At 72.4% G+C, this 25668-nt stretch carries 21 protein-coding genes; 13 read left to right on the top strand and 8 right to left on the bottom strand.

Translation table 11 applies throughout. From position 1 onward, the window contains the following. The first annotated feature begins 1 nt into the window (after position 1). The 4 genes from HD593_RS39420 (at position 2) to HD593_RS39405 (ending at position 3080) form a co-directional block, all read left to right on the top strand. The gene (locus HD593_RS39420) at positions 2 to 1036 is read left to right on the top strand and encodes a FecCD family ABC transporter permease (protein ID WP_185107180.1); all 1035 of its coding nucleotides are present in this window, start codon (positions 2 to 4) and stop codon (positions 1034 to 1036) included. Beyond that, positions 1033 to 1806, top strand: a complete 774-nt coding sequence (locus HD593_RS39415) for an ABC transporter ATP-binding protein (protein WP_185107178.1) — start codon at positions 1033 to 1035, stop codon at positions 1804 to 1806. The genes HD593_RS39420 and HD593_RS39415 overlap by 4 nt, the downstream gene beginning before the upstream one ends. After that, the gene (locus HD593_RS39410) at positions 1803 to 2444 is read left to right on the top strand and encodes an adenosylcobinamide amidohydrolase (protein ID WP_185107176.1); all 642 of its coding nucleotides are present in this window, start codon (positions 1803 to 1805) and stop codon (positions 2442 to 2444) included. The genes HD593_RS39415 and HD593_RS39410 overlap by 4 nt, the downstream gene beginning before the upstream one ends. 63 nt (positions 2445 to 2507) lie before the next feature. Beyond that, complete coding sequence (locus HD593_RS39405) at positions 2508 to 3080, top strand: Uma2 family endonuclease (RefSeq protein ID WP_185107173.1); 573 nt, start codon at positions 2508 to 2510, stop codon at positions 3078 to 3080. Here HD593_RS39405 and HD593_RS39400 read toward each other — a convergent pair. Next, positions 3077 to 4741: a hydantoinase B/oxoprolinase family protein gene (locus HD593_RS39400; RefSeq protein WP_185107171.1), complete on the bottom strand. Its 1665-nt coding sequence runs from the start codon at positions 4739 to 4741 to the stop codon at positions 3077 to 3079. The two genes, HD593_RS39405 and HD593_RS39400, sit on opposite strands and share 4 nt — an antisense overlap. Then, positions 4738 to 6825, bottom strand: a complete 2088-nt coding sequence (locus tag HD593_RS39395) for a hydantoinase/oxoprolinase family protein (RefSeq protein WP_185107169.1) — start codon at positions 6823 to 6825, stop codon at positions 4738 to 4740. The genes HD593_RS39400 and HD593_RS39395 overlap by 4 nt, the downstream gene beginning before the upstream one ends. A gap of 103 nt (positions 6826 to 6928) precedes the next feature. Between HD593_RS39395 and HD593_RS39390 the strand changes: the two genes are divergently transcribed. The 6 genes from HD593_RS39390 (at position 6929) to HD593_RS39365 (ending at position 14839) form a co-directional block, all read left to right on the top strand. Next, entirely contained in the window at positions 6929 to 8392 is a 1464-nt protein-coding gene (locus tag HD593_RS39390; protein ID WP_185107167.1) for a zinc ribbon domain-containing protein, read from the top strand. Beyond that, complete coding sequence (locus HD593_RS39385; protein WP_185107165.1) at positions 8392 to 10227, top strand: serine/threonine protein kinase; 1836 nt, start codon at positions 8392 to 8394, stop codon at positions 10225 to 10227. Before HD593_RS39390 ends, HD593_RS39385 begins: the two co-directional genes overlap by 1 nt. 79 nt (positions 10228 to 10306) lie before the next feature. Then, positions 10307 to 10963 carry a response regulator gene (locus HD593_RS39380; protein WP_185107163.1) on the top strand — a complete coding sequence of 219 codons (657 nt, stop codon included), beginning with the start codon at positions 10307 to 10309 and terminating at the stop codon, positions 10961 to 10963. Between the two features lie 77 nt (positions 10964 to 11040). Further along, positions 11041 to 13164: a DUF6421 family protein gene (locus tag HD593_RS39375; RefSeq protein WP_185107161.1), complete on the top strand. Its 2124-nt coding sequence runs from the start codon at positions 11041 to 11043 to the stop codon at positions 13162 to 13164. Continuing rightward, positions 13161 to 13790 carry an SDR family NAD(P)-dependent oxidoreductase gene (locus HD593_RS39370; protein WP_185107159.1) on the top strand — a complete coding sequence of 210 codons (630 nt, stop codon included), beginning with the start codon at positions 13161 to 13163 and terminating at the stop codon, positions 13788 to 13790. Before HD593_RS39375 ends, HD593_RS39370 begins: the two co-directional genes overlap by 4 nt. Next, positions 13787 to 14839 (top strand): threonine aldolase family protein, encoded by a 1053-nt coding sequence (locus HD593_RS39365; protein ID WP_185107157.1) that lies wholly within the window; start codon positions 13787 to 13789, stop codon positions 14837 to 14839. The genes HD593_RS39370 and HD593_RS39365 overlap by 4 nt, the downstream gene beginning before the upstream one ends. An 87-nt stretch (positions 14840 to 14926) precedes the next feature. On the opposite strand, the gene HD593_RS39360 is transcribed toward HD593_RS39365, so the two are convergent. Together HD593_RS39360 and HD593_RS39355 are read right to left on the bottom strand one after the other, a co-directional pair. Further along, positions 14927 to 16327: a phytoene desaturase family protein gene (locus tag HD593_RS39360; protein ID WP_185107154.1), complete on the bottom strand. Its 1401-nt coding sequence runs from the start codon at positions 16325 to 16327 to the stop codon at positions 14927 to 14929. A 2-nt stretch (positions 16328 to 16329) separates the two neighbouring features. Next, the gene (locus tag HD593_RS39355; protein WP_312904032.1) at positions 16330 to 16959 is read right to left on the bottom strand and encodes a DUF305 domain-containing protein; all 630 of its coding nucleotides are present in this window, start codon (positions 16957 to 16959) and stop codon (positions 16330 to 16332) included. A gap of 129 nt (positions 16960 to 17088) precedes the next feature. On the opposite strand from HD593_RS39355, the gene HD593_RS39350 reads away from it, so the two are divergent. Continuing rightward, positions 17089 to 17802 (top strand): DUF3105 domain-containing protein, encoded by a 714-nt coding sequence (locus HD593_RS39350; protein WP_185107150.1) that lies wholly within the window; start codon positions 17089 to 17091, stop codon positions 17800 to 17802. Between the two features lie 175 nt (positions 17803 to 17977). Here HD593_RS39350 and ald read toward each other — a convergent pair whose 3' ends face one another. Further along, positions 17978 to 19093 (bottom strand): alanine dehydrogenase, encoded by a 1116-nt coding sequence (ald, locus tag HD593_RS39345; RefSeq protein ID WP_185107148.1) that lies wholly within the window; start codon positions 19091 to 19093, stop codon positions 17978 to 17980. Positions 19094 to 19243: 150 nt separating this feature from the next. Between ald and HD593_RS39340 the strand changes: the two genes are divergently transcribed. Continuing rightward, the gene (locus HD593_RS39340; protein ID WP_185107146.1) at positions 19244 to 20203 is read left to right on the top strand and encodes an excalibur calcium-binding domain-containing protein; all 960 of its coding nucleotides are present in this window, start codon (positions 19244 to 19246) and stop codon (positions 20201 to 20203) included. Here HD593_RS39340 and HD593_RS39335 read toward each other — a convergent pair. The 3 genes from HD593_RS39335 to HD593_RS39325 are packed head-to-tail and all read right to left on the bottom strand — an operon-like array spanning position 20200 to position 24073. Continuing rightward, positions 20200 to 21585 (bottom strand): NCS2 family permease, encoded by a 1386-nt coding sequence (locus HD593_RS39335; protein WP_185107144.1) that lies wholly within the window; start codon positions 21583 to 21585, stop codon positions 20200 to 20202. The two genes, HD593_RS39340 and HD593_RS39335, sit on opposite strands and share 4 nt — an antisense overlap. A gap of 54 nt (positions 21586 to 21639) precedes the next feature. Further along, the gene (locus HD593_RS39330) at positions 21640 to 21873 is read right to left on the bottom strand and encodes an EF-hand domain-containing protein (protein WP_185107142.1); all 234 of its coding nucleotides are present in this window, start codon (positions 21871 to 21873) and stop codon (positions 21640 to 21642) included. Between the two features lie 16 nt (positions 21874 to 21889). After that, entirely contained in the window at positions 21890 to 24073 is a 2184-nt protein-coding gene (locus HD593_RS39325; RefSeq protein ID WP_185107140.1) for a xanthine dehydrogenase family protein molybdopterin-binding subunit, read from the bottom strand. 94 nt (positions 24074 to 24167) lie between these two features. On the opposite strand from HD593_RS39325, the gene HD593_RS39320 reads away from it, so the two are divergent. Then, complete coding sequence (locus HD593_RS39320; protein ID WP_185107138.1) at positions 24168 to 25661, top strand: helix-turn-helix domain-containing protein; 1494 nt, start codon at positions 24168 to 24170, stop codon at positions 25659 to 25661. Positions 25662 to 25668: the final 7 nt, after the last annotated feature.

Below are 25668 nucleotides of genomic sequence, written 5' to 3'. Positions count from 1 at the left end.
CGTGGTGACACAGGCGGGCCCGTCCAGGGCCCGGCCCCTGTGGGTGGCGTGCGCGCTGGGCGTGCTGGCCGTGTCCATGATCGCGGCCCTGCTCGACGGGGCCGCCGACATCTCGCCGTGGCAGGTCGTGCTGCAGGTCGTGGACTGGCTGCCGTTCACCGAGGTGGACTCGGGGCTGGCGCCCGTCGAGCAGGGGCTGCTGTTCGAGCTGCGGCTGCCGCGGGTGCTGGTCGCCGCCGTGGTCGGCGGGCTGCTGGCGATGGCCGGCGCCGGGTACCAGGGCGTGTTCCGCAACCCGCTCGCCGACCCGTACCTGCTGGGGGCCGCCGCCGGCGCCGGGCTCGCGGCGACCGCGGCGATCGTGCTGCTGCCGTCCGTGGCCGGGAGCATCCCGGTGGCGGCCTTCCTGGGGGCCGTGGGCGGGGTGTTCCTGGCGTACACGCTGGGCAACACCGCCGGGCGGGCCGGCGGCACCGCCACGCTGGTGCTGGCCGGGGTGGCGGTCACCTCGTTCCTGACCGCGATCCAGACGTTCGTGCAGCAGTTCAAGGTCGAGGAGCTGCAGCGCATCTACTCGTGGATCCTCGGCGACGTCGGCGGCGGGTGGGACCAGCTCTGGCTCGTCCTGCCGTACGCCGCCGTGTCCGCCGTGCTGCTCCTGCTGCACGGGCGCATGCTGGACGTGCTGTCCGTCGGCGACGAGGAGGCCACCAGCCTGGGCCTGCGGGCCGCCAGGGTGCGCCTCATGGTGCTGATCGCCGCGTCCCTGGCCACCGCGGCGGCCGTGGCGGTGAGCGGGCTGATCGGGTTCGTCGGGATCGTGGTGCCGCACGTCGTACGGCGGATCGCGGGCGGCTCGTACCGGATCGTGCTGCCGCTCTCGCTCATCGGCGGGGCGGCGTTCCTGGTGCTGGCCGACCTCGTGGCCCGCACCGTGATCGCGCCGGCCGAGCTGCCGATCGGCGTCGTGACCATGTTCGTCGGCGCGCCGTTCTTCGTGGCGGTCCTGCGCATGACCAGGCGGGCCGGCACATGATCGGCGCACGCGGCCTGTCGGTGCGGCTCGGGGAGCGCGACGTGCTCGACGGCGTCGACCTGGAGGTACGGCGCGGCGAGTGGGTCGGCGTCATCGGGCCCAACGGGGCCGGCAAGTCCACCCTGCTCAAGGCCCTCATGGGGCTGGTCGGGCACCGGGGCGAGGTGCTGCTCGACTCCCGGCCGTCCGGCGGGCTCAAGCCGCGCGAGCGGGCCAGGCTGCTGGCGTACGCGCCGCAGACGCCCGCCCTGCCGCCGGAGATGACGGTCTTCGACTACGCGCTGCTGGGGCGCACGCCGTACATCCCCTACCTGGGGCGCGAGAGCCGGCACGACCGCGAGGTGACGGCGTCCGTCATCGAGCGGCTGGACCTGACGGCGCTGGCCGGCCGGCACGTCGGGGAGCTGTCCGGCGGGGAGCGGCAGCGCGTCGTGCTCGCCAGGGCGCTCGCCCAGCAGGCCCCCGCGCTGCTGCTGGACGAGCCCACCACCGCCCTCGACCTCGGCCACCAGCAGCAGGTGCTGGAGCTGGTGGACCGGCTGCGGCGCACCGACGGGCTCACCGTCGTCACCACCCTGCACGACCTGACCGTCGCCGGCCTCTACGCCGACTCCCTCCTGCTCCTCACCGGCGGCCGCGCCGTCGCCTCCGGGGAGCCCGCCCAGGTGCTCACCGAGGAACTCGTCGGGCGGCACTTCGACGCGCATGTCAAGATCGAGCCAGGGCCCGACGGGCGGCCCGTCGTGCACCTGGTGCGGGGAGGGCCGTGAAGCTCAGCTATCGCGTGGAGGACGGGGCCCGGCTCGGGGCGTTGCTCTGGGAGTTCGGGCCCGGCTGGCGGATGATCTCCTCTGCCATGCTCGGCGGCGGGATCGGGCCCCGGGAGTGGGTGCTGAACGCGCAGGTCGTGGCCGGGTACGCGCGGATGGACCCGGTCGATCACCTGGCTTCGCTGGGGCCCCGGGACGGGGCCGGGGTCGGGATGATGACCGCGGCGTCCGTGGACCGGTACGTGCGGGCCGCCGATGGGGGTGTGGAGGCGTACGCGACCGTGGGGCTGCGGGTTCCCACCTGGGCTGCGGCGCCGGAGGGGCACGTGGATCCCGAGCTGGCGCCGATGCGGGTGGGGACCATCAACCTCGTGGTCGTGCTGCCGGTGGCGATGACGGACGCGGCGCTGGTGAACGCGGTGATGACGGTCACGGAGGCCAAGACACAGGCCCTCGTCGAGACCGGCTTCGCGGGGACGGGGACGGCTTCCGACGCCGTGTGCGTGGCCGTGCGTGTCGCGGGGGAGGAGGAGGTGTTCGGGGGGCCTCGGTCGGAGTGGGGGGCTCGGGCGGCTCGGGCCGTGCATGCGGCGGTGCGGCGGGGGGCCGAGGCGTGGCGGCCTCGTCACTCAAAGTGAGGAGATCTGGGGAAGTAGCATGTGGGCGAGGGCGAGGTTCCCGATACTGAGCAGGTGACCGCAATGGCGACGATCGAACCGACCAGGCAGGCCGGCATTCCGGGCGTGCCGCCGTTCACTGTCGATGACCTGCTCAAGTTCCCCGACGATGGGAACCGCTACGAGCTCTTCAACGGGAGCCTACTAGTGAGTCCTGCCCCCAGCCCGGTGCACCAAGACGTGATCTTCAGGCTGCAGATGATTCTCCACCGAACGGTGCCATCGCATCTGAAGGTGCTCTCCACAGTCAACGTGCGGAGTTCCGACAAGGACCTCTACATTCCCGATCTGGTCGTGGTACCCCGGGAGCGGTTCAAGTCGGTGAGGCTCATGTTTCCGCCTGAGGATGTGCTTCTCGCTGTCGAGGTGGTCAGTCCGAGCACCAAGACACGTGACCGGGCGACCAAGGTGGGGGCATACGCAGAGGCCGGCATCCCCACGTATTGGCGGGTCGAACCCACCGAAGGGCCAACGCTCTACGTCTACGAGCTCGACGGAGAGTGTTATCGAGGACCTGCCGCCCACAAGCCGCAAACCATGGCCTCCCTCACGCGGCCCTACCCGATCAGTTTCGACCCCGCTGACCTGATCGACTAATTTCCCAGCCCGTAGTCCTCGGCCGCGCCTCGCGCCGAGACGCGCCCCGCGTCGAGGTCCGCCAGCACCGCCTCCCGGTCCCGCTCCGACGCGACCCCCAGCCCGCCCCCGCCCGTCGTCTCCACGATGAACGCCTCCCCGGCCGCGAACCGCACGTTGTTCACCTTGGACGCCAGCCGCTCCACCGTCCCGTCCAGCCGCCGCCGGTAGAACCCGCCCAGCCGCCCCGGCAGCCCGCCCTCCCGTCCCGGAGGCGCCAGCCGTAGCCGGTCGCCGCGCGTCGTGACGTGGCAGTCCTCCAGGAAGCGGTAGACGGTGCGCGATCCCAGCCCGCCCCGGTGCCGTCCGGGGCCGCCCGAGTCGGGGATCGTCTCGATCGACTCCACGATCAGCGGGCAGCGGCTCTCCACGGGCTCCGCCTGCGGCACCGAGTTCCGTCCGACGCCGAAGTGCACGCCCGTCGCGTCCGGCCCGTCCAGGCCGCGGCGCGCGCCCACGCCGCCGAAGTCGTACGACAGGTGGATCCAGTACGGCGCCCCCACCGCCGAGATCGAGAACGGCTGCAGGATCCCGCTGGCCGCGATGGCCCGCTCGGGCACCGCGTCCGACAGCGCCTGGAAGACGGCCTCCATGGCGGCGTAGATCGGGACGTACCGGCCGCCGCAGGGGTGCGGAGAGCGGGCGTTGAGCAGCGAGCCCTCCGGGAGATGCACGTCGATGGCGCGCAGGCAGCCGTCGTTCATGGGGATGGCGGGGTCCAGGAAGCAGCGGATCGCGAACACGGCGGCGGCCAGCGACTGCGACGCCGAGGCGTTGATCGCCGCCGGCACCTGCGGGTCCGTGCCGGCGAAGTCCAGCGCCGCCGTACGGCGGGCGAGCGTGACGGCCACCCGGACGTGGTGGGGACGGTCCGGGTCGATCCCGTCGTCGTCGATCGGGTACGACGCCTCGAACCGGCCCTCGGGCAGCTCCGCCAGCGCCGCCCTGGTCCTGGCCTCCGTGTGGTCGAGGTAGCCGGCCACGCCCGCGGCCAGGCCGTCCTCGCCGTACTCCGCGATCAGGGACTCCATGCGGGCGGCGGCCACCGCCGTGCCGGCCACGAGGGCGCGGACGTCGCCCATGACCTTGTCCGGGGTGCGGCTGTTGGCTTTCAGTATCGCCTCGACCGCCGGCTCCAGGCCCGAGGCGGTGGCCAGGCGGACCGGGGGGAGCTGGAGGCCCTCCAGGAAGATGTCCGTGGCCAACGGGGCCATCCCGCCTGCCGAGAGGCCGCCCAGGTCGGAGACGTGGATCATGGTGGCGGTGAAGTAGGCGGGGGTGTCCCGGACGAAGACGGGGCGGTAGACGAGCAGGTCGTTGGTGTGCACGCCGCCGCGGTAGGCGTCGTTGAGCGCGTACACGTCGCCGGGGCGCATCGTGTCCGGGGGGATGTCGGCGAGCAGCTCGGGGAGGGCGAGCTTGAGCGCCATGCTGTTCATCAGCGTGGTGGCCATGGAGTGGGCGATCAGGCGGCCGCCGGCGTCCAGGACGGCCGCCGAGGCGTCGGAGCCCTCGACGATGAACGTCGAGTACGCCGAGCGCACCACCACGATGCCGGCCTCCTCCGCGGCCACGACCAGGGCGTTCCTGAGCACCTCGGCGGTCAGGGGGTCCGGGGTCATGCGGTGGTTCTCCTGGTGAGGTGGATGGCGTGGGCCGGGGTGAGGGTGGCGGTCCAGGCGGGCGGGACGACGGTCGTGGACTCGGGGTCCTCGATGATGGCCGGGCCCTGGAGCGTGGCGGCCGGCTCGGTGGCCAGGGTGCCCCTGGTGTGGACGGGGACGCCGGTGTACCCGCCGCACTCCGGGAAGTACGCCCTCCGGGTGCCGGTGCTCGCCGTTCGCGTTGCGCCGGTCTCCGCCGCACGACTCCTCGCCGCACCGGCGCTGGGAGGGGGCGGGGCCGGGTGGGACGCATCGTCCGCGAGCGCGTCGCTCGGTGGGGCGGCTCCGGGTGGGGTGGTGACGCGGACGCGGTAGCTGACCAGCTCGATCTCGCCCCGCTGCGTGATCCCGTACACCTCCGCGTACCGGCGGAAGAAGCGCGACTCCAGGGCGGCGCGGTCGGCGGACCAGTCCACCGTCAGGTCGTGCGACTGGCCCTTGAAGCGCACGTCCACCGAGCGCAGCACCCGCACCCCGGGCGCCGTGAGGTCGAGGTCGAGGTCGTTGGCGGCGTCCGAGGCCAGGGAGGTGAAGAGGGCCTCGGGGTCGGGGGCGTCGAGGCGGGACAGGACGCGTTCGGTGGACAGGGCGCCCGACAGCAGGCCCGCCGCCGAGGCCACCCCGCAGTGATCGGGCACCACGACCGTTCCGATGCCGAACCGTCCGGCGATCCGGGCCGCGTGCATGGGCCCCGCGCCGCCGAACGCGACCAGGGCGAAGCCGCGCGGGTCGATGCCGCGCTGGACGGTGACCACGTGCACCGCCGACGCCATCGAGGCGCTGACGATCTCGTGCACCGCGTACGCGGCCTCCGCCCGCGACACCCCCAGCGGCGAGGCCAGCCGGTCCAGCGCCTTGTCCGCCAGCGGGGGCGACAGCGGGATGGAGGCCGAGGACAGGTAGCCGAGCACGAGGTTCGCGTCCGTGACGGTCGGCTCGGAGCCGCCGAGGCCGTAGCAGGCGGGCCCCGGGGAGGAGCCGGCCGAGCGCGGGCCGACGCGCAGCGCGCCCGCCGGGTCCAGCCAGGCGACGCTGCCCCCGCCCGCCCCCACCTCGGCCAGGTCGATGGCGGGGGTCTTGATGGGCACGCCGGTGCCGGCCCGCCGCCCGCCGAAGCTGCCCTTGCCGCCCACGTGGAACTCGTGCGTGATCTCCGGCCGCCCCCCGCGCACCACGCACGTCTTGGCGGTGGTGCCGCCCATGTCGAACGAGATCGCGTCCGCGAACCCGGCCCCCGCCGCCGCCAGCACCCCCGCCGCGGGGCCCGACTCGATCGTGGCCACGGCCCGCCTGGCGGCGAGGTCGGCGGAGATCACCCCGCCGCTGGACTCCATCACGTGCACGGGCGCGCGGATCCCGATCTCCGCCAGCCGCTCCCGCAGCCGCGAGAGGTAGGAGGCCATCAGCGGGCCGATGTAGGCGGACATGATGGTGGTGGTGGCCCGCTCGTACTCGCGGATCTCGGGCCACACCTCCGACGAGGTGACCACGACGGGGACGGTCTCGCGCAGGATCTCCGCCACCCGGCGTTCGTGCGCGGGGTTGGCGTACGCGTGCAGCAGGCACACCGCAGCCGACCCGATCCCGCGGGCCGCGATCGCGGCGGCCACCCGGCGTACAGAACCGGGGTCGAGCGGGATCAGTACGGCACCCCGGGCCGAGACGCGCTCGACCACTTCGAAGCAGTCGCCCGGCGCGACCGGGGGAGGCGGCGGGGTGAAGCGCAGGTCGTAGCGGTCCTCCTCGACGCGGGCGTACCGGCCGAGCGGGACGGCCGCGCGGAAGCCCCGCGTCGTGACGAAGGCGACCCGCGCCCCCTTGCGTTCGAGCACCGCGTTGGTCGCCAGGGTGGTCGCGTGCACCACCCTTGTGACCTGCGCCGGGTCCCGGTCGCCGAGCACCCGCGTAACGCCGGAGACGATGCCCGCGATGGGGTCGTAGTGGGTGCTCAAACATTTGGCCACGGATATCGCTCCGGACGTGCCGCTCAGGACCACGTCGGTGAAGGTGCCGCCGACATCGACGCCGATCGCGTAACCCATTCAGGCACGTTATGTCCCCGAGCAAGCGCTTGTCTATGTGGTGGTCTATTGACTTACGCCATGTGATTGGGAACCTGGTCCTATTCCAGTGTTTGGAGCGGAGATGGCGCGCCTCACAGCTCTTGCCGGTGGCGCCGCGGTGGCACTGGCGCTCATCGCGACACCGGTCGCGGCCCACGAGCACCCGAGCGGGATCACCGACCTGGTGAGCCCGGCCGTGGTGCGGCTGGAAGCCGTGTCCAATGTGAAGATCACCCTGCTCGACCACGTGGGCGAGCTGAAACACGTGGACCGTTCCTACAGCCTGCCGTTCGCCGCGGGCACGGGCACGGTCGTCAACCCCGACGGCACCATCGTGGCGCTCAGGCGCCTGGCCGTGAACCCGAACGACGTCGCCATCTACGCCGCCAACAAGATCTTCGCCGAGCACCACAAGGTGAAGATCCCGGCCGACTACGACAAGCACAAGCTCTCCGACCCCGTGCTCAACCGCCACCTCCAGCAGTGCTACAACCTCGGCAGCGACACCGCGACCTGCATCGTCAGCGTCACCACCGACATCACCGCCTTCCCCAACGTGTCACCGGCCAGCCCCGACGGCTACAAGGTCAAGTGCATCAAGGCCGGCCCCCAGCCCGACGATCCGGCCGTGCTGGTGCCGCTGACCCCGGCCGCCGGCGGCGTCGGCATGCCGACCGCGCCGCTCGCCGACAAGGTGCCCGACCAGGAGGGCTCCCCGACGAACGTGGCCGGCTTCCTCGGCAGGCCGGGCCCGAACGTGGCGCACACCGTCGAGATCGCCCACCTGGGCAAGGGCGGCGTGCAGGGCGGCGCCGGCAGGCCGTTCGCCGACCCGGAGAAGAAGGTCGACGAGCCGGTCAAGCTGGGCGGCCTCGCCGACAAGGGCCTCGTCGGCGCGCCGGTGATCGGCGACAAGGACGGCCACGTCATCGGCCTGCTGGTCGGAGGCGGCAAGGACGGCAAGATGATCGGGGTCAAGGAGGTCACCGCCGTCCTGGCCGCCGCCAAGGTCGTGCCGCGCAGGGGCGCGATCGACACCGCCTTCGAGGCGGCGCTGACCCGCTATCACACGAAGTACTACACCGAGGCCGCGCCGGGCTTCCAGCGCGTGCTGGAGCTCTACCCGGGCAACGTGGTGGCCGCGGCGCTGCTGAAGACCTCGCTGGCCAAGCGGGGCGGCCCGGAGGACCAGGGCACGAAGAAGGCCGCGGCCGAGACCGAGGCGCCCACGCCGCTGTGGCCGTTCATCGCGGCGGCGGGAATTCTTTTCATAGCGGCCGGGGGTGGCGCGTATCTGCTGTGGCGCCGCCGCACTCCTGAAAGACAGACAGAACTGCCACAGCCGCTGGCGGCCAGTCCACCGTTCGACGACGGCGCGAACCAGACCGTGGTCGTGCGGCGGTCCCAGTCGTTCCAAGTGGTCCCGCAGCAGCAGCAGGTGATGACCGCGCCAGACCCGGCGATCAAGTACTGCACCTCGTGCGGCATGAGGCTCGGACCGGCGCACCGCTTCTGCGGCTACTGCGGCCACCCCATCGAGACGTGATGCCATTGAACGAAAGATCGCTCATCGGCCAGGAGGTGGCCGGGTACTACATCGAGGACATCGTCGGCAAGGGCGGCATGGCCGTCGTCTACCTGGCGCTCGACCCGAGGTTGAGCCGCAGGGTGGCGCTGAAGATCCTCAACCCGGTGCTCAGCGTCGACGACAGGTTCAGGCAGCGGTTCATCCTGGAGTCCAGGACGGTCGCCAGCATCGAGCACCCCAACATCATCCCGATCTACGAGGCCAACGCCGACGTGGACGGCGTCCTGTACATCGCCATGCGGTACGTGGACGGTCTCGACCTGCGCCGGCTCATCTACGACCGCGGGCCGCTGCCCCTCGGCCAGGCGAACCAGATCTTCTCGCAGGTGGCCGCGGCACTCGACGCCGCCCACGCGCACGACCTGATCCACCGCGACGTCAAGCCGGCCAACATCCTGCTGGCCGGTGACCACGTCTACCTGACCGACTTCGGCATCACCAAGCACCGCTCGTCGATCTCCGGGCTGACGCAGACCGACCAGTTCATCGGCACGCCCCGCTACATGTCGCCCGAGCAGATCAACAAGGAGCACATCGACGGCCGCTGCGACCAGTACGCGCTGGCCTGCGTGGTCTACGAGGCGCTGTCGGCGCGGCTGCCGTTCCAGCGCGAGAACGACATCGCGCTGCTCTGGGCCCACCTGGCCGAGCAGCCGCCCCCTCTGTCGCAGCTGCGGCCCGAACTGCCCGCGCAGGTGGACGGCGTGATCATGCGCGCGCTGGCCAAGTCGCCCGAGCAGCGGTACGCGACCTGCACCGAGTTCGTGACCGCGCTGCGCGATGCGATCAGCGGGCACCACCACGACCCCTTCGCGGACCCGTTCGGCGCGCTCGGCTCCCCTCTCGGGCCGGGACGGCACCTCGTGCCGCCGCCGGGGCAGAGCCCGCATTCCGGGCCCTATCCCGTGCAGCGCCAGGGAGGAGCGCACGCCGCGCCCTCGTCCGGGCCGCATCACGCCATGCCGCAGCCGGACCTCGGCCCGGGCCCCGGCTCGGGGCCGCACTCGGTACCGGGTTCAGGGCCGGGCTCCGGGCCGCACTCCGTACCGGGTGCCGGGCCGGGTGCGGGGCCGGGTGCTGGGCTGGGTTCAGGGCCGGGATCGGGGCCGGGTTCCGTGCCGCCGTTCGCCGCCCCGCTCGCGCGGCCTCAGGGTACGGCCGGGCAGCCCACGCAGCCGGCGGGCAGGCGGCCCGGCCGGGTCCCGATCGTGGCCGCCACGCTGGTGGCCGCCGTGGCCGCGCTCGCCCTGGTGGCGTTCGTGATCATGAACAATCGCGGCGATACCTGGATGAACTACAAGACCAGCGCCGCCGCGCCGCTCACGTTCGACTATCCGGGCGACTGGACGGTACGCACCCACCAGGACCTGTTCGCCGTGGCGTCCTCGCACGCCACGGAGTTCGAGGACCTGTTCGTGGCCGGTCCCGGCGCCGACTGGTCGAAGGTCAAGGAGATCGTCGGCAACGACCCCGAGGGCGTCGCCGGGGTGTACGTCCAGGTCTCCGACACCCTCGACGCCAGCGGCACCGCCGAGATGATGAAACCCAAGATGGAGGCCCTGCTCCCCGGCCAGGTCGACCTCGACAAACCCGTGCAGGACCAGGCGGGCAGCAGCCCCGCCACCCGCTTCGACGGCTCGCTGCACGACCCGGCCAGCGGCACCAGGATCGGCTTCGTCAGCTACGTGATCGACCGCGAGCCCAAGACCATGCTGATCATGTACTTCTGCGGCAAGACCACCTGCGACGACGCCACCCAGACGAGGATCAGGCAGAGTGTCCGGCTGTCCTGACTTGGAACTCACTTGCGTACGGCTTGGCACGGGTGTTCTCCCGGTGTTCAAGGAGGCACCCGGCGTCTAACCTCCGCGTGTGGGCATTCGCATAGTCATCGCCGACGATCAGGCGATGGTCAGGGCCGGGCTGCGCATGGTCGTCGAGAGCGACCCCGGCATGGAAGTCGTCGGGGAGGCGGCCGACGGGCGTGAGGCCGTCGCCGTGGCCAGGCGTACGCGGCCGGACATCGTCCTCATGGACATCTCGATGCCCCGGCTCGACGGGCTGGCGGCGGCCAGGGAACTGCTCGACACCCCCTCGCCGCCCAAGGTCATCACGCTGACCACGTTCGACACCGACGAGAACCTCTACGCCGCGCTGCGCGCCGGCACCAGCGGCTTCCTGCTGAAGGTGTCGCCGCCGGAGCAGCTCCTGGAGGCGATCAGGGTGGTGTACTCCGGCGACGCGCTGCTCGACCCGGCCGTGACGAGCCGGGTGATCGCCACGTTCGCGGGCCGCGCCGAGCCCGTGCCGTCGCCCGCGCTGGCCGAGCTGACGCCGCGCGAGCTGGAGGTGCTGCGGCTGCTGGCGCGCGGCCTCACCAACGCGGAGATCGCCGGGGACCTGTACGTCGGGGAGGCCACGGTCAAGACGCACGTGGCCCGGGTGCTGATGAAGCTGTCCCTGCGCGACCGGGCGCAGGCCGTCGTGTTCGCGTACGAGACGGGCGTCGTGCGGCCCGGGGCTGCCTAGCCGGGAGGGACTAGCGGGCAAAGGCGTGAATATGTGTATATTTTCCTGTATCAGGTGGCAGATGCAGGAGATATTTCATGCGATCGTTCCCCAAGGTGCTGTTCGACGAGGCTCACAGCGAGTCGTGGACCATCCGGCGCGAGCTGGCCGAGTCCGTCAACCCCGCCCATCCCGACGACACCAGCTACGCCCGCGCGGCCGGGCTGCTGCGGCACCTGGGGCACACGGTCGGCGTGCACACGACGGGGCCGCTCGGTCCCGAGGCGCTGGCGGACCAGGACGTCCTGGTGATCGCTCACCCGTCGAGCGGCACGTGGGAGCGCACGACCGGTGAGGGCAGCCCCGTCCTGACCGCCGCCGAGCTCGACGCCGTCGAGTCCTTCGTGGCGGCGGGCGGCGGGCTGGTCGTGCTGGCCGAGGAGGAGCAGGACAAGTACGGCAACAACCTGCGCGAGCTGCTCGCCCGGTTCGGCGTGGACGTCCGGCACACCACCGTGCGCGACCCCCGGCACGCCTACCGGGACGTGGCCACCTGGGTGCTGGGGGAACGTTCCAGCGGCTCCGGCCTGCTGGCCGGGGTGCGGACGGCCTGCTTCTACCGCGCGGGCACGCTGGTGGCGGAGGGGGCGGAAGTGCTCTTCGCCACCTCGGCGGCGGCCGACCCGGCCGGGGAGCCGCTGGCCGTGGCGCTGCGGCACGGGCGCGGGCGGGTCGTGGTGTTCGCCGACTCCGACCTGTTCGGCGACGACTCCATCGAGGACCACGACCACCGCGTGCTCTGGCAGAACGTGATCACCTGGGCCGCCAGGCTCCCCGGTGGCGAACCCGCGGGCGCGGCTCGCCACGAGACCACCGGCGAGCTCGCCGGTGAGGCTCGCGGTGAGGTGATCGGCAGGGCCGCCGGCGAGGGCAAGGCCACGCTGTTCGCCCGGCTGAAGGAGACCGTGGAGGAGCTGCGGCCGCTGCAGGTCAAGGACGGCTCCGTGCCGGCGGAGGCCAAGGAGCGGGCCAAGGTCCTGGTGGAGCGGATCGCGCAGCAGGTAGGCGAAATTTCAGGACATTTCCCGCACGACGCCGCCTACCTCCAGGCCGTCCAGGACGACCTGGGCAAGTGGGCCGCGCAGGACCTCGGCGTGCCCGACTTCCTCGACTCGCTCGACCTCTTCCACCCCGACACCCAGCGCGAGGACGGCCTGGAGCACGTCGTGGTGTTCCCCATGTACACGCAGAACGGCAACCCGTCCCGCAACCTCGAAGCCGTCTGGATCCGTACGATCTGGCCCGGCTGGCTGGCCGAGCTGGAGGCGGGCGGCTACGACAACCCGATGTTCGTGCCGATCGCGTTCGAGGACTTCACCTCCGGCTACGACACGCACTCGGCCGTGCTGTTCCCCGAGACGGTGGCGGTGCGGCAGGCGCCCGCGAGGTTCACCTGGGGCGGGATCTTCGCCGACCGCGAGGCCGCCAGGTTCAGGCGGGTGTCCAGGGCCGCCGTCGAGACGCTGCGGCTGGACCTGCCGCCGGACGCCGAGCGGCTGCTGGCCTCGCAGCGGCTGGCGCAGGACACGTTCGTGCTCTGGGACCTGGTGCACGACCGCACGCACAGCCACGGCGACCTGCCGTTCGACCCGTTCATGATCAAGCAGCGGATGCCGTACTGGCTGTACGCGCTGGAGGAGCTGCGCTGCGACCTGACCGCGTTCGGCGAGGCCGTGGAGCTGGAGCGGCGGGGAGTGCCGTACGCCCGGTACGTCCAGACGGCGATCCTGTTCGACCGGCTGTTCCGGTTCCCCGTCACCGGGGAGCGGGTGCGGAACTACGACGGGCTGGGCGGGCAGCTCCTGTTCGCCTACCTGCACCGCAACGACGTCGTCCGGTGGACCGACAACCGGCTCACGATCGACTGGGAGCGGGTCGCCGACGGGGTGGCCGACCTGCGCGGGGAGGTCGAGAAGCTGTATCGCGACAGCATCGACCGGTCCAAGCTGGCGCACTGGCTGGCGGCGTACGAGCTGGTCAGCGCGTACGTCGCGCCGCACCCGGGCTCGACCTGGGCCAAGGGCGTCGAGGCGCTGCCGGAGGAGCAGAAGGCCAAGGTGGACGCGGTGCTGCCGGACGAGTTCCCGCTCAGCATGTTCTACGAGGCGCTGCGCCGTAAGCTGACGGACGTGGTCGAATCGACTAAGGGACTCCGAGCATGATCATTCTGGTTACCGGGGCCGGAGGGCCTACAGGTGACGCCGTATCCGGATATTTCCGGAAACGGGGGCACACCGTGATCGGTGTGGACAAGCAGGACGTGGACCTGCTCGACCGCGCCGCCGTCCAGGAGCTGGCCGATCGCGTCGAGCGCGAGCACGGCCGCGTGGACGGCGTGGTGCACCTGGTCGGCGGCTGGCGCGGCGGCAGGTCGTTCGCCGAGACCAGCCTCGACGACTGGGACGCCCTGCACGACCTGCTGATCCGCACCCTCCAGCACGTCTCGCTGGCGTTCGAGCCGCTGCTGCGCCGCAGCGACAACGGCCGCTTCGTGATCGTCTCCGCCCGCGCGGCGCAGCGGCCGAGCGCCGGCGGAGCCGTCTACGCGGCGGCCAAGGCGGCGGCGGAGGCCTGGACGCTCTCCCTCGCCGACGCGCTGAAGGACACCTCCAGCGCGGCGACCATCCTCGTCGTCAAGGCCCTGGTGAACGACGCCATGCGCGCCGAGAATCCCGACGGCAAGTTCCCCGGCTTCACCGACGTCAACGACCTGGCGGCGGCCATCGGCGGCCTCTACGACCGCCCCGCCGCCGAGCTCAACGGCACACGATTGGACCTCACTTCTTGAACCCCCGGCACGACCCCCGGCTCAAGGCCTTCGCCAGCGACAACTACGCCGGGGTGCACCCCGAGATCCTCCAGGCCATCGTCACCGCGAACGGCGGCCACCAGACCTCCTACGGCGACGACGTCTACACCGAGGCCATGCAGGAGGTCTTCCAGCGGCACTTCGGCGAGCGGGCGCAGGCCTGGCCGGTGTTCAACGGCACCGCCGCCAACGTCGTCTCCCTGCGCTCCATGACCGCGCAGTGGGAGGCGGTCATCTGCGCCGAGAGCGCCCACATCAACACCGACGAGGGCGGCGCGCCCGAGGTGGCGGCCGGCATCAAGCTGCTCACCGTCCCCACGCCCGACGGCAAGCTGACCCCCGAGCTGATCGACCGCCAGGCCTGGGGCTTCGGCGACGTGCACCGGGCCCAGCCGAAGGTGGTCTCGATCTCGAACACCACCGAGCTCGGCACCGTCTACACCGCCGACGAGATCGCCGCGATCTGCGCGCACGCCCACGACCTGGGCCTGCGCGTGCACCTCGACGGCTCCCGGCTCACCAACGCCGCCGCCGCGCTCGGCGTCCCCATGCGCGCCCTGACCACCGACGCGGGCGTGGACGTGCTCTCCTTCGGCGGTACGAAGATCGGCCTCATGTACGGCGAGGCCGTCGTCGTGCTCGACCCGGACGCGGCCACCGGGGTCGACTACCTGCGCAAGACGTTCATGCAGCTCTCGTCGAAGATGCGGTTCGTGTCGGCGCAGTTCGAGGCGCTGCTGTCGGGCGACCTGTGGCTGCGCAACGCCCGCCGGGCCAACGAGATGGCGCGGCGGCTGGCCCAGGCGGTCGAAGGGGTTCCCGGCGTGCGGGTGGCCAGGGCGGTCGAGGCCAACGCCGTGTTCGCGGTGCTGCCGGAGGACGTGGCCGCCCGGCTGCGCAAGCGGTACAAGTTCTACGACTGGACGGACGGGGAGGTGCGGTGGATGTGCGCGTTCGACACGACGGAGGAGGACGTGGACGCCTTCGCGGCCGCCCTCGCCGAGGAGATGACCGACACCCGCCGCTGAGACTCGGCGACGGCGCGGCGCCGGGCGATGGCGCGGGGCCGGGCGCGGCCTGGCGGCGGCACAGGGTCGGTGGGGCCCGCAGGCCGGTCAGTGGTGGCGCAGGGCCAGGCGGGCGGCCTGCCAGCCGCCCATCCCGTGCACGCTCGGCCCCGGCGGCGTCGAGGCCGAGCAGAGGAACACCCCCGGCAGCGGCGTGCGCCACGGGGCGGGCGACCAGACGGGCCGGCGGAGGAACTGCGTCAGGCTGGCCAGCCCGCCCCCGAGGTCCCCGCCCACCAGATTGGGATTGTCCGCCTCCAGCGCCGCCGGCCCCATCGCGTGCCTGGCCAGCACCCGGTCACGGAAGCCCGGGGCGTACCGCTCGATCTGCGTCTCGATGGCGTCCGTCATGTCCGCCCGGGAGCCGTGCGGGACGTGGCAGTAGGCGTACAGGGTGTGCCCGCCCCGCGTCGGATCGGCCGCGTACGGCTGGACCAGCAGCACGTACGGCCGGGGGGACACCCGCCCGGCCACCGTCTCGGCCTCGCTGAGCGCGATCTCCTCCAGGGTCCCGCCCAGGTGCACCGTGCCCGCCGACGCCACCGCCGGATCCCGCCACGGCACCGGCCCGTCCAGCGCCCAGTCCAGCTTGAACACGCCGGGCCCGTACCGGAAGCGCTCCAGCCGCCGCCGGTACCCGTCCGGCAGGTCGGCCATCGCGAGCAGCTGCCTGGGCGTCACGTCGAGCACGACGACGGGCGCGTCCAGCTCCTCCAGCCGCCGTACGCGGTGCCCGCTCACCGCCTCCCCGCCCAGCGACCTGAGCTCGGCCACGAGCGCGTCGGCCAGCACCTGCGACCCGCCCCGCACCACCGGCCAGCCCACCAGGTGGGCCAGGACCGCCAGCAGCAACCCGTAACCGGCCGAGATGGGGGAGCGCAGGTCCAGCATGGAGTGCGCGGACATGCCCGCGATCAGCGCCCGCGCCTCCACGGTGCGGAACGCCCCGCGGGCGAACGTCGTGGCGGGCAGCGCCGCCGCCAGCCCGAACCTGGCGGCCCTGGCGAACACCTCCGGACTGGCCGGCCACGGCCCCAGCGGCTTGAGCAGCAGGTCCACCAGCGGGAGCCCCGCCCGCACCGCCGCCCCCACGGTGGCCGTCCAGGCGGCCCGGTCGGGCCCCAGCCCGTCGGCGGTACGCCGCACGTCGCGGTGCACCAGCACGGCGGGCCGCCCGTCGAGCGGATGGGCGGCGGCCACCGGCGGATGGGCGAACTCGACGCCCTTGAGGTCCAGAGCGCGGAACGCGGGGGAGGCCAGCGCCATCGCCATCACGGTCGCGCCCAGGTCGTGCACGCGCCCCGGCAGCGTCAGCTCGCCGGACCGCAGCCCGCCGCCGAACCGGTCGGCCGCCTCCAGCAGCAGCACCTCGCGCCCGGCGCGGGCCAGCATGACCGCGGCCATCAGCCCGTTGGGGCCCGACCCCACGACGACCGCGTCGGCGCCCACCGCTACTGGCTCTTGAGTATCGACGGGTAGGGCCGCGCGCCCCGCTGCTCCAGCAGCTCCGTCATGAGCTTGATCTCCCCGCTCTGCCCGTCGACGATCTTCTGTGCCATGCTGACCACCTCGCTGCGCGTGGACAGCGAGAGGAGCCCCTCGGCCATCTGCACGCCGCCTTCATGGTGGCGGATCATGAGCTGCAGGAACAGCACCTCGGCCTGCGTGCCCTGCGCCTGCCTGAGCTCGGCCAGCTCGGCGGCCGAGGCCATGCCCGGCATCACCCCCGGCGTGGCGGAGGCGGACGGCGTGGCGCCGTGCCCGTGGCCGCTCATCCAGGCCATCGGCCGCTGGTCGGTCGCCTGGCTCAGCTCCCACTGCTGCAGCCAGCCCTGGAACATGCCGCGCTGGTTGGCCTGGGTGTTGATGATGTCGAAGGCCAGGCTCCTGATCTCCTTGGCGGGGCCCTTGTCCCTGATGATGAACGCCATGTCGACCGCCTGGGCGTGGTGCGTGGCCATGTCGCGGGCGAACCCGGCCTCCGGCGAGCTGTCGCCGGGCGTGCCACCCCTGCCGAACAGCAGGAACGCGGCCACGGCGAGCACCAGCACGCCGCAGATGATCAGGACGGGTCTTCTCACCGGCTTTTCCATGGCGGCTCCAGCGTACCCACCTGCGGAGCCGTGATCGGACCCTTATGCGGGGCTTATTCTCCGCATACGCCCGCAGGGCATAGGGTGACCCGGAGTTGGTACGCCGATGGAGGGACGATGACGAAGGAGAAGGCGCAGGCGAGGCGCGAGAACCTGCAGAGGCTGCGCGCCGAGCAGAAGCGCAAACAACGCCGCGCCGCACTGCTGATGTGGGGCACGGGCGGGCTCATCATCGTGGTGCTCGTCGGCCTGGTCGGCTTCTACCTGATCGACCAGAGCAGGAAGACCTCGCTCGACGCGGTCACCAGCGTCAAGTACGAGGCCGGGCAGCACGTCTGGAACACGGTCTCGTACAAGGAGACGCCGCCGGTGGGTGGTGAGCACAACAACTACTGGCAGCAGTGCGCGATCTATGACAAGCCCATTCACAGCGAGCACGCGGTGCACTCGCTGGAGCACGGCGCGGTCTGGATCACCTACCGCCCCGACCTGCCCAAGGCGCAGGTGGACCAGCTGAAGGAGGTCGCGGGCTCCACCGGGCAGCAGGACTACATGCTCATGAGCCCGTTCCCCAACCTGCCGTCCCCGATCGTGGTCTCCTCCTGGGGGCACCAGCTCAAGCTGACCGATCCGGCCGACCCGAAGCTCGGCGCGTTCATCAAGCGCTACCAGAACGGGCCTGACACCCCCGAGCCGGGCGCCACCTGCGGCGGCACGGACGCGATCACCACCACGGCCGACCAGGCGCCGCTGCCGCCCGAGCCCACGAACCAGCAGCAGGCGCCGATGGAGACGCTCTCCCCGTCGGCCAGCCCCTCCCAGCAGCAGTAGCGGAACCGGAAGGACGTCAGGGCCTGGCCCCCGCCGGGCCCTGACGCACGTTCCAGGTCGGCCCTCGCCGCGTGCGCAGGGGGACATCACCACCCTGTTCATCACGGTGAGTAGCTGATCGCTACTTAGCGTAACTCTTGGGGTGCGGGATGCCCAGAGGCGGCGGAGAATCCGCTCAGGCGAGCACGTCCCGCGGCGGCGTCCACTCCAGCCCGTGCGCCTCGGCCACGGGGCGGCTGGTCACCCGGCCCTCGTGCGTGTTCAGGCCGAGCGCCAGCGCGGGGTCCTCGCGCATCGCGCGCTGCCAGCCCAGGTCGGCGATGGCCAGCGCGTACGGGAGCGTCACGTTCGTCAGCGCGAACGTCGAGGTGTGCGGCACCGCGCCCGGCATGTTGGCCACGCAGTAGAAGATCGAGTCGTGCACCCGGTACGTCGGCTCCTCGTGCGTGGTCGGCCGCGAGTCCTCGAAGCAGCCGCCCTGGTCGATCGAGATGTCCACCAGCACCGAGCCCGGCTTCATCCGGCTGACCAGGTCGTTGCCGACCAGCGTCGGCGCCTTGGCGCCCGGCACGAGGACCGCGCCGATGACCAGGTCGGCCTCCAGCACCGCGCGTTCGATCTCCAGCGTGTTGGAGGCGACCGTCTGGCAGTGGCCCTGGTAGATCAGGTCGGCCTGGCGCAGCTTGTCCAGGTTCATGTCGAGCAGCACCACCTCGGCCTGCATGCCGAGGGCGATCGCGGCGGCGTTCATGCCGGAGACCCCGGCCCCGATCACCACCACGTGCGCCGCGCGCACCCCGGACACCCCGCCCATGAGCACGCCCCTGCCGCCCGCCGAGCGCATCAGGTGGTAGGCGCCCACCTGCGGCGCCAGCCGCCCCGCCACCTCCGACATGGGCGCCAGCAGCGGCAGCGCGCCGCCGGCCGTCTGGACCGTCTCGTAGGCGACGGCGGTGCAGCCCGACTCCAGCAGCGCCCGCGTGCACGGCCGCGACGCGGCCAGATGCAGGTACGTGAACAGCACCAGTCCCTTGCGCAGCCGGTGGTACTCCTCCGCCTCCGGCTCCTTGACCTTCATGACCAGGTCGGCCGCGCCCCACAGCTCGTCGGCGCCGGGCACCAGGACGGCGCCCGCGGCGGCGAAGTCGGCGTCGGGAATCGCGGAGCCCGCGCCCGCGTCGCGCTCGACCAGCACCTGATGTCCGTGGCGGACCAGCTCGTGCACCCCCGCGGGGGTCAGCGCCACCCGGTACTCGCTGTTCTTGACCTCTCGCGGCACACCGATCTTCATGCCGTCACTCTTCCCGGCGATCCCGTGTTTCCTCCTCCATTCTTCCTCCGGTCTCACAGTTGCATGAGGATTATCCGGTGGATTACCCCGCTGTGCCTTCTCCTCGATAGGCTCACCGGCAGCCCGAACGTCAGGATGGGATCGTCATCGATGGACAAGCCGGAAGAGCCGCCACCCGCGGACCCGGGGGAGCCGACCGCCAGCAGACTCACCACCATCGTGCTGATCGTCTCGCTGGTGCTCGTCGTGCTCATCGCAGGCGTGCTCGGCACGGTCGCGGTCCTGATGACCAAGAGCCCCGACACGCCGCTGTTAGGGGGCGCGCCCCCGCGGTACCTGTCCGTGCCCATCCACTTCGCGCCGGTCAGGGAGACCAAGCCCGCGCCGTGCCCCGGCGACCCCGCCGTGCTCGACCAGGCGCAGACCACCTGCTACCTGCTGGAGGACGGCGTCACGGTCGGCGCCGTGCAGCGGATCGAGCCGCTGCGCGAGGACGACGGCCTGTACTCCGTGCGCATCGCGGTCGCCCCGGCGTTCAAGGACAGGCTGGTGCAGCTCATCGACGAGCTGGCGCCCTCCCAGGAGGAGGTCGCCATCGTGCTGGCGCCCTCGCAGGCCGACCAGCCCAAGACCGTGCTGGCCGCGCCCATCGTGACCCAGCCGATGGACGGCGACAGCGTGAGCATCGCCGGCTTCACCAAGCAGGACGCCGAGGCGCTGGTGACCCGCCTGCTGGGCAGCACGCCGGCCCCCGGCACGGGCACCACCCCGGCCCCCACCGGCCAGTCCACGCCCCCCACGGGCCAGCCGGCCACCCCTCCCACCGGCGGCCCCGCCACGGGGCCCACCGGCGGGCAGCAGACCGGCCCCGCCACGACGGCCGGGCCGACCGCCGGCACGGGTACGACGGGTTCCACCGGCACGTCCAGGCCCGGCGGCACGACGCCCGCGACGGGCGGCCGGGGCGGCCTCGACAAGCGCTACGGGAGCTGCAAGGAGGCCGTGGCGGCCGGCGACGGGCCCTACTACAGGGGCACGCACGAGGAGTACGCCTGGTACACCGACGTCGACAACAACGGCGTGGCCTGCAACAGCGGCGACATCCGCTAGGCGAACAGCTGCTCCAGCCAGTCGATGGCGAAATAGGCCAGGAAGATCAGCGAGACCACCCAGAGCAGCCAGGGGATCTCCGAGAAGCGCCCCCTGACCGCCTTGATCAGCGTGTAGACGATCACGCCGGCGCCCACGCCGTTCGTGATCGAGTACGTGAACGGCATCAGCGCGATCGTCAGGAACGCCGGCACGGCCAGGTCCAGGTCGTCCCAGGGCACGTTCCTGCTCTGCATCATCATCAGCGCCCCCACCAGCACCAGCGCAGGGGCCGCCGCTGCGGCCGGCACCACCGCCGCCAGCGGCGTGAACAGCAGCGTCAGCCCCAGCAGCGCGCCCGTGACCACGCTGGCCAGACCGGTACGCGCGCCCTCGCCGACACCGGCGGCCGACTCCACGAAGACGGTGTTGGCCGACGAGCTCGCCACGCCGCCCACCATGCCGCCGACGCCGTCCACGGTCAGGATGCGGCCCAGCCGCGGCACCCGGCCCCGCTCGTCCACCAGCCCGGCCTCGTCGCTGACGCCGATGATCGTCCCCATGGCGTCGAAGAAGCCCGACAGCACCAGCGTGAACAGCACCACGGTGGCCGTCAGCGCCCCCGCCGTGACGAACCCGCCGAACAGGTCGAACTGTCCCACCAGCCCGAAGTCCGGCGCCGAGACCAGCCTCTCCGGCATGCGCGGCGCGACCACGCCCCAGGTCGCCGGGTCGATGGTGTTGACCGAGTTGACCAGGATGGCCACCGCCGCGGTCACGGCGATGCTGATGAGGATGGCGGCCGGGACGCGGCGCACGTACAGGAGGATCATCAGGAGCAGGCCGAAGCAGAAGACCGCGACCGGCCAGCCCGTCAGGTGCCCGGTCGCGCCGAGCTGCACGGGCGTGCCCGTGCCCGCCGCGACGAAGCCCGCGTCCACCAGGCCGATCAGTGCGATGAACAGGCCGATGCCCACGCTGATGGCGTGCTTGAGCGCCAGCGGGATCGCGTTCATGATCAGGGTGCGCAGGCCGGTCACGGCCAGCAGGATGATGACGAAGCCCTCCAGCACGACCAGGCCCATGGCCTGCGCCCAGGTCATGTGCGGGGCGGCCTGGTAGGCGACGACCGCGTTCAGGCCGAGCCCGGCGGCCAGCCCGAACGGCGCGTTGCCGACGAACGCCATGAGCAGCGTGGTGATCGCCGCGGCGAGCGCGGTGGAGGTGGTCAGCTCGCCGATCGAGAGGCGGGCGCCCGTGACGTCCCTGGCCCCGGCCAGGATGATCGGGTTGAGCAGGATGATGTAGGCCATGGCCATGAAGGTGGTGAGCCCGCCGCGCACCTCGCGGCCGACGGTGGTGCCCCGCCCCGTCAGCTCGAAGAATCTGTCGAGCACCGCCATTCCCCCCTTGTGATCAGGGGGAATGCCGGGTTGCCTACCCCGCGGGGCCCGAGATCACGCCTTCTCGTGGCGGCCGTGGCCCACCAGGGCGACGAACTCGTCCAGCTTGATCATGCCGTCGCCGTCGCTGTCGGCCGAGCCGATGAACGCCTCGACCTCGCTCTCCGACGCGCCCTGCCCGCCGAGCGCCTCGTTGGCCTTCCTGATCTCGTCGGCGGTCAGCAGGCCGTCGCCGTCGGTGTCGAAGCGCCTGAACTCCGCCTCTGCCGCCTCACGCGCGGTTGCCATGGGATGCCCCCCTTGTCTAGCTCTCGTCGAACAAGGCGATATCTTCCGGCCTGATCGGAACGCGAGTCAACCGGAGCCCCGTGGCCGCTCTGACGGCGGCGGCGATGGCGGGGGTGGACGACAGGGTCGGCGGCTCGCCGGCGCCGCGCAGCCCATACGGAGCCGCCGGGTCCGGATTTTCTAGGATTTTTAGCGTCATGGGCGGCATGTCGAGGATGGTGGGGATGAGGTAGTCGGTGAACGACGGGTTCAGCACCTGGCCGTCGCGGACCTGGATCTCCTCCATCAGCGCCAGCCCGAGCCCCTGCGCGGAGCCGCCGTGGATCTGGCCCTCCAGGGCCTGCGGGTTCAGCATCCGCCCGACGTCCTGGACCGCCGCCAGCTCGACCACCTTCACCAGGCCCAGCTCCACGTCCACGTCCACGACCGCCCGGTGCACGCACAGCGCGAGCTGCGTGTGCGAGTCGCCCTGCCCGGTGAGCGGGTCCATCGGGTACGTCGGCCGGTGCCGGTACTCCCGCGTCTCCTCGATCGGCCCGAACCGCTCCAGCGCCTCCTTCGGCGTCAGCCCGTCGAACCGCTTGCGCACCGCCTCGCAGGCGGCCTTGACCGCGCCGCCCGTCACGTACGACTGCCGCGACGCCGACGACGAGCCCGCCGAGCCGACCGAGGTGTCGGCGGTGGCCACGGTGACGTTCGGGATGCCCAGCTCGGTGCGGGCGATCTGGGCCTGCACGGTCACCAGGCCCTGCCCCACCTCGGCGGCCGCCGTCTGCACGGTGACGTGCGGCTCGCCGCCGACCAGCTCGGCCCGCACCCGGGCGGTGGAGTAGTCGTCGAAGCCCTCGGAGAAGCAGATGTTCTTGATCCCGACGCCGTAGCCGACGCCGCGGCGCACGGACTCGCCGTGCGTGGTCTGGGAGACGCCGCCGGGCAGCCCCCGCAGGTCCCCGTCCCCGGGGCCGGGCAGGGGCATCGTCTCCAGGTCGCGCAGCATGTCGGCGAGCGGGGCCGGCGAGTCGATCACCTGCCCGGTGATCAGGTGGGAGCCCTGGGAGACGGCGTTGCGCACCCGGATCTCCACCGGCGACAGGCCGCACGCCTCGGCCAGCCGGTCCATCTGCGACTCGTAGGCGTAACACGCCTGCACCGCGCCGAAGCCGCGCATCGCGCCGCACGGCGGGTTGTTGGTGTAGACGCCGGTGGCGTCCACGCGCACGTTCGGCACCTCGTACGGGCCCACGCCCAGCGACGCCGCGTTGCCGACCACGGCGGGGGAGGAGGAGCAGTACGCGCCGCCGTCGAGCAGGATGTCGGCCTTGACGTAGACGAGCCTGCCGTCGCGGGTGGCGCCGTGCTCGTACCGCATGCGGGCCGGGTGGCGGTGCACGTGGCCGAAGAACGACTCCTCGCGGCCGTACACGATCTTGACGGGGCGGTTCAGCCGCAGCGCCAGCATGCAGGCGTGGATCTGCATCGACAGGTCCTCGCGGGCGCCGAACGCGCCGCCGACGCCCGACAGCGTCAGGCGCACCTTGTCCGCGGGCAGGCCCAGGCAGGGGGCGAGCTGGTCGCGGTCCACGTGCAGCCACTGGGTGGCGATGAACAGGTCCACGCCGCCGTCCTCGGCGGGCACCGCCAGGCCGGACTCGGGGCCGAGGAACGCCTGGTCCTGCATGCCGACCTCGTACTCGCCCGTCACGACGACCTCGGCCTCGAAGGTGTCGCCGCGGCGTACCGGCTGGTGGCGCACGAAGTGCTGGGACCGGCGGGGGTCGGTGATGGCCGGGCGGGGCTCGTACTCGACGGCGATGGCCGCCGCCGCCCTGCGGGCCGTCTCCGGGTGGTCGGCCGCCACCAGCGCGACCGGCTCGCCCTGGTAACGCACCTGGTCGATGGCCAGCACCGGCTGGTCCTTGTGCTCCAGGCCGTAGTACTTCGCCCCGGGCACGTCCTCGTGTGTCAGCACCGCCCGTACGCCGGGGATGCGCAGGGCCGGAGCCACGTCGATCGAGCGCAGCCACGCCGACGGGTGCGGGCTGCGCAGCGTCGCGCCCCACACCATGCCGTCCAGCCACAAATCGGAGGCGTAGGCGAACTCGCCGGTCACCTTCAGCGTCGCGTCCGGCCGCCGCGCGCTCGTCCCGACACCGAATCCGGTGCCGGCGCCGGGGAGGATCGCGTCAGACGTCTGCGTCATCCTCCGAGTAGAGCACCGCGCCCGCACCGGACAAATATGCCCGAAGTCAAATTGCGGTCATCGGTTGCAACATCCGGCTTGTACATTCCTACAGGTGCGCATCTCCGACCTGCTGGCCATCGACGACCTGCGCCTGCGGCTGCTCGCCGGCGACCCGGCCCGCGAGTTCGGCACCGTGCACATCACGGACCTGCCCGAGCCCGGCCGCTACCTGAGCGGCGGCGAACTGGTGCTGACCGGGCTGATGTGGTGGCACGCGCCGGAGGACTCCGCCCGGTTCGTGGCCGCGCTGGCCGAGGCGGGGGTCGCCGCACTCGGCGCCGGCGAGGCGTGGCTGGGCCACGTGCCCGACGACCTGGTGGCCGCCTGCGAGCAGGCCGGGCTGCCGCTGCTGAAGGTGCCGGTCGAGGTCTCGTTCCGCACGCTGGCCGAGACGGCCGGGCACCGGCTGGCGGGCGACGTGCGCGACGCGCTCGGCCGCCACCGCCGGCTCGTCGCGGCCATCGCCGAGGGCGCCGACCTGCGCGAGCTGTTCGAGCTGACCGCCGCCGAGCTGGGCGTCACCGGGGCGGTGGTGTCCGCCTCCGGGGAGGTGATCGTCGGCGCGGCCGGCGACCCGGTACGGCTGGCCAAGGCGTACCTGACGGCGCCGCGCCTGCCGGTCAGGGTCGGCGAGCACACGATCTTCGCCGTCGGCCGCGGCCACCGCGCCGCCGGGTGGGCGCTGGCCTGCGACGGCGACCTGATGGACCGGGCCGACCTCGGCTACGAGCTGGCCGCCTGCGTCGGGCTCGAACGCAGCCGGATGGAGGAGGGGCGCAGGGTCGAGCGCCGCCTGACCGAGCAGCTCGTCGTGGCCGCGCTGGACGAGGCCGGGGTGGCGGAGCTCGACGCCAGGCTGCGGACGTGCGGGGTGGGAGCGGCGGAGCCGTACACGATCGTGAACGTCACCGCGCCCCGGCCCGGCGCCACCCGCGGGCCCGACCCCGCCACGCTCGGCGGCCAGGCCGTCGAGGAGCTGCTCGGCCGCGAGGTCGTGGCGGCGGCCGGCGCCGACGGCGCGGTCGCCGTGGTGCCGCTGCGCGAGCGCACCACCGCCGAGCTGGCCGACCGGCTGCGCGCCGGAGCCGGCGTGCTGGCCGCGCTGCCCGGCACCCGCCTGTGCGTGGGGCTCAGCGGCGCGCTGACGGGCGCCGCCGCCGTCAAGGGCGGCGTGGAGGAGGCCGGGCACGCCCGCCGGCTGGCCGAGGCCCGCGGCGGCGGGGTGGTGATCAGCGACGAGATCTACACGCACGCGCTGCTGCTGGCCACGGTGCCGGGCGACGTGCGCCGCTCGTTCTCCTCCCGGCTGCTGTCGCCGCTGCTCGACTACGACCGCAGGCACCAGTCGGAGCTGGTACGCACGCTCGGCATCTTCCTCGACTGCGCCGGCTCGTGGAACGCCTGCGCCGAGCAGCTCCACGTGCACGTCAACACCGTGCGGTACCGCGTGCGCAGGATCGAGGAGCTGACCGGCAGGGACCTGTCCACGATGGCCGACCGGGTCGACTTCTTCCTGGCGCTCAGGGACACGGCGCCGCCACGCTGAGGCCCGG

It is taken from the genome of Nonomuraea rubra (assembly GCF_014207985.1).
In the GTDB taxonomy this organism is placed as follows: Bacteria; Actinomycetota; Actinomycetes; order Streptosporangiales; family Streptosporangiaceae; genus Nonomuraea; species Nonomuraea rubra.
The sequence above is the reverse complement of the archived record's forward strand: the minus strand, read 5'-3'. Positions and strand labels throughout refer to the sequence as shown.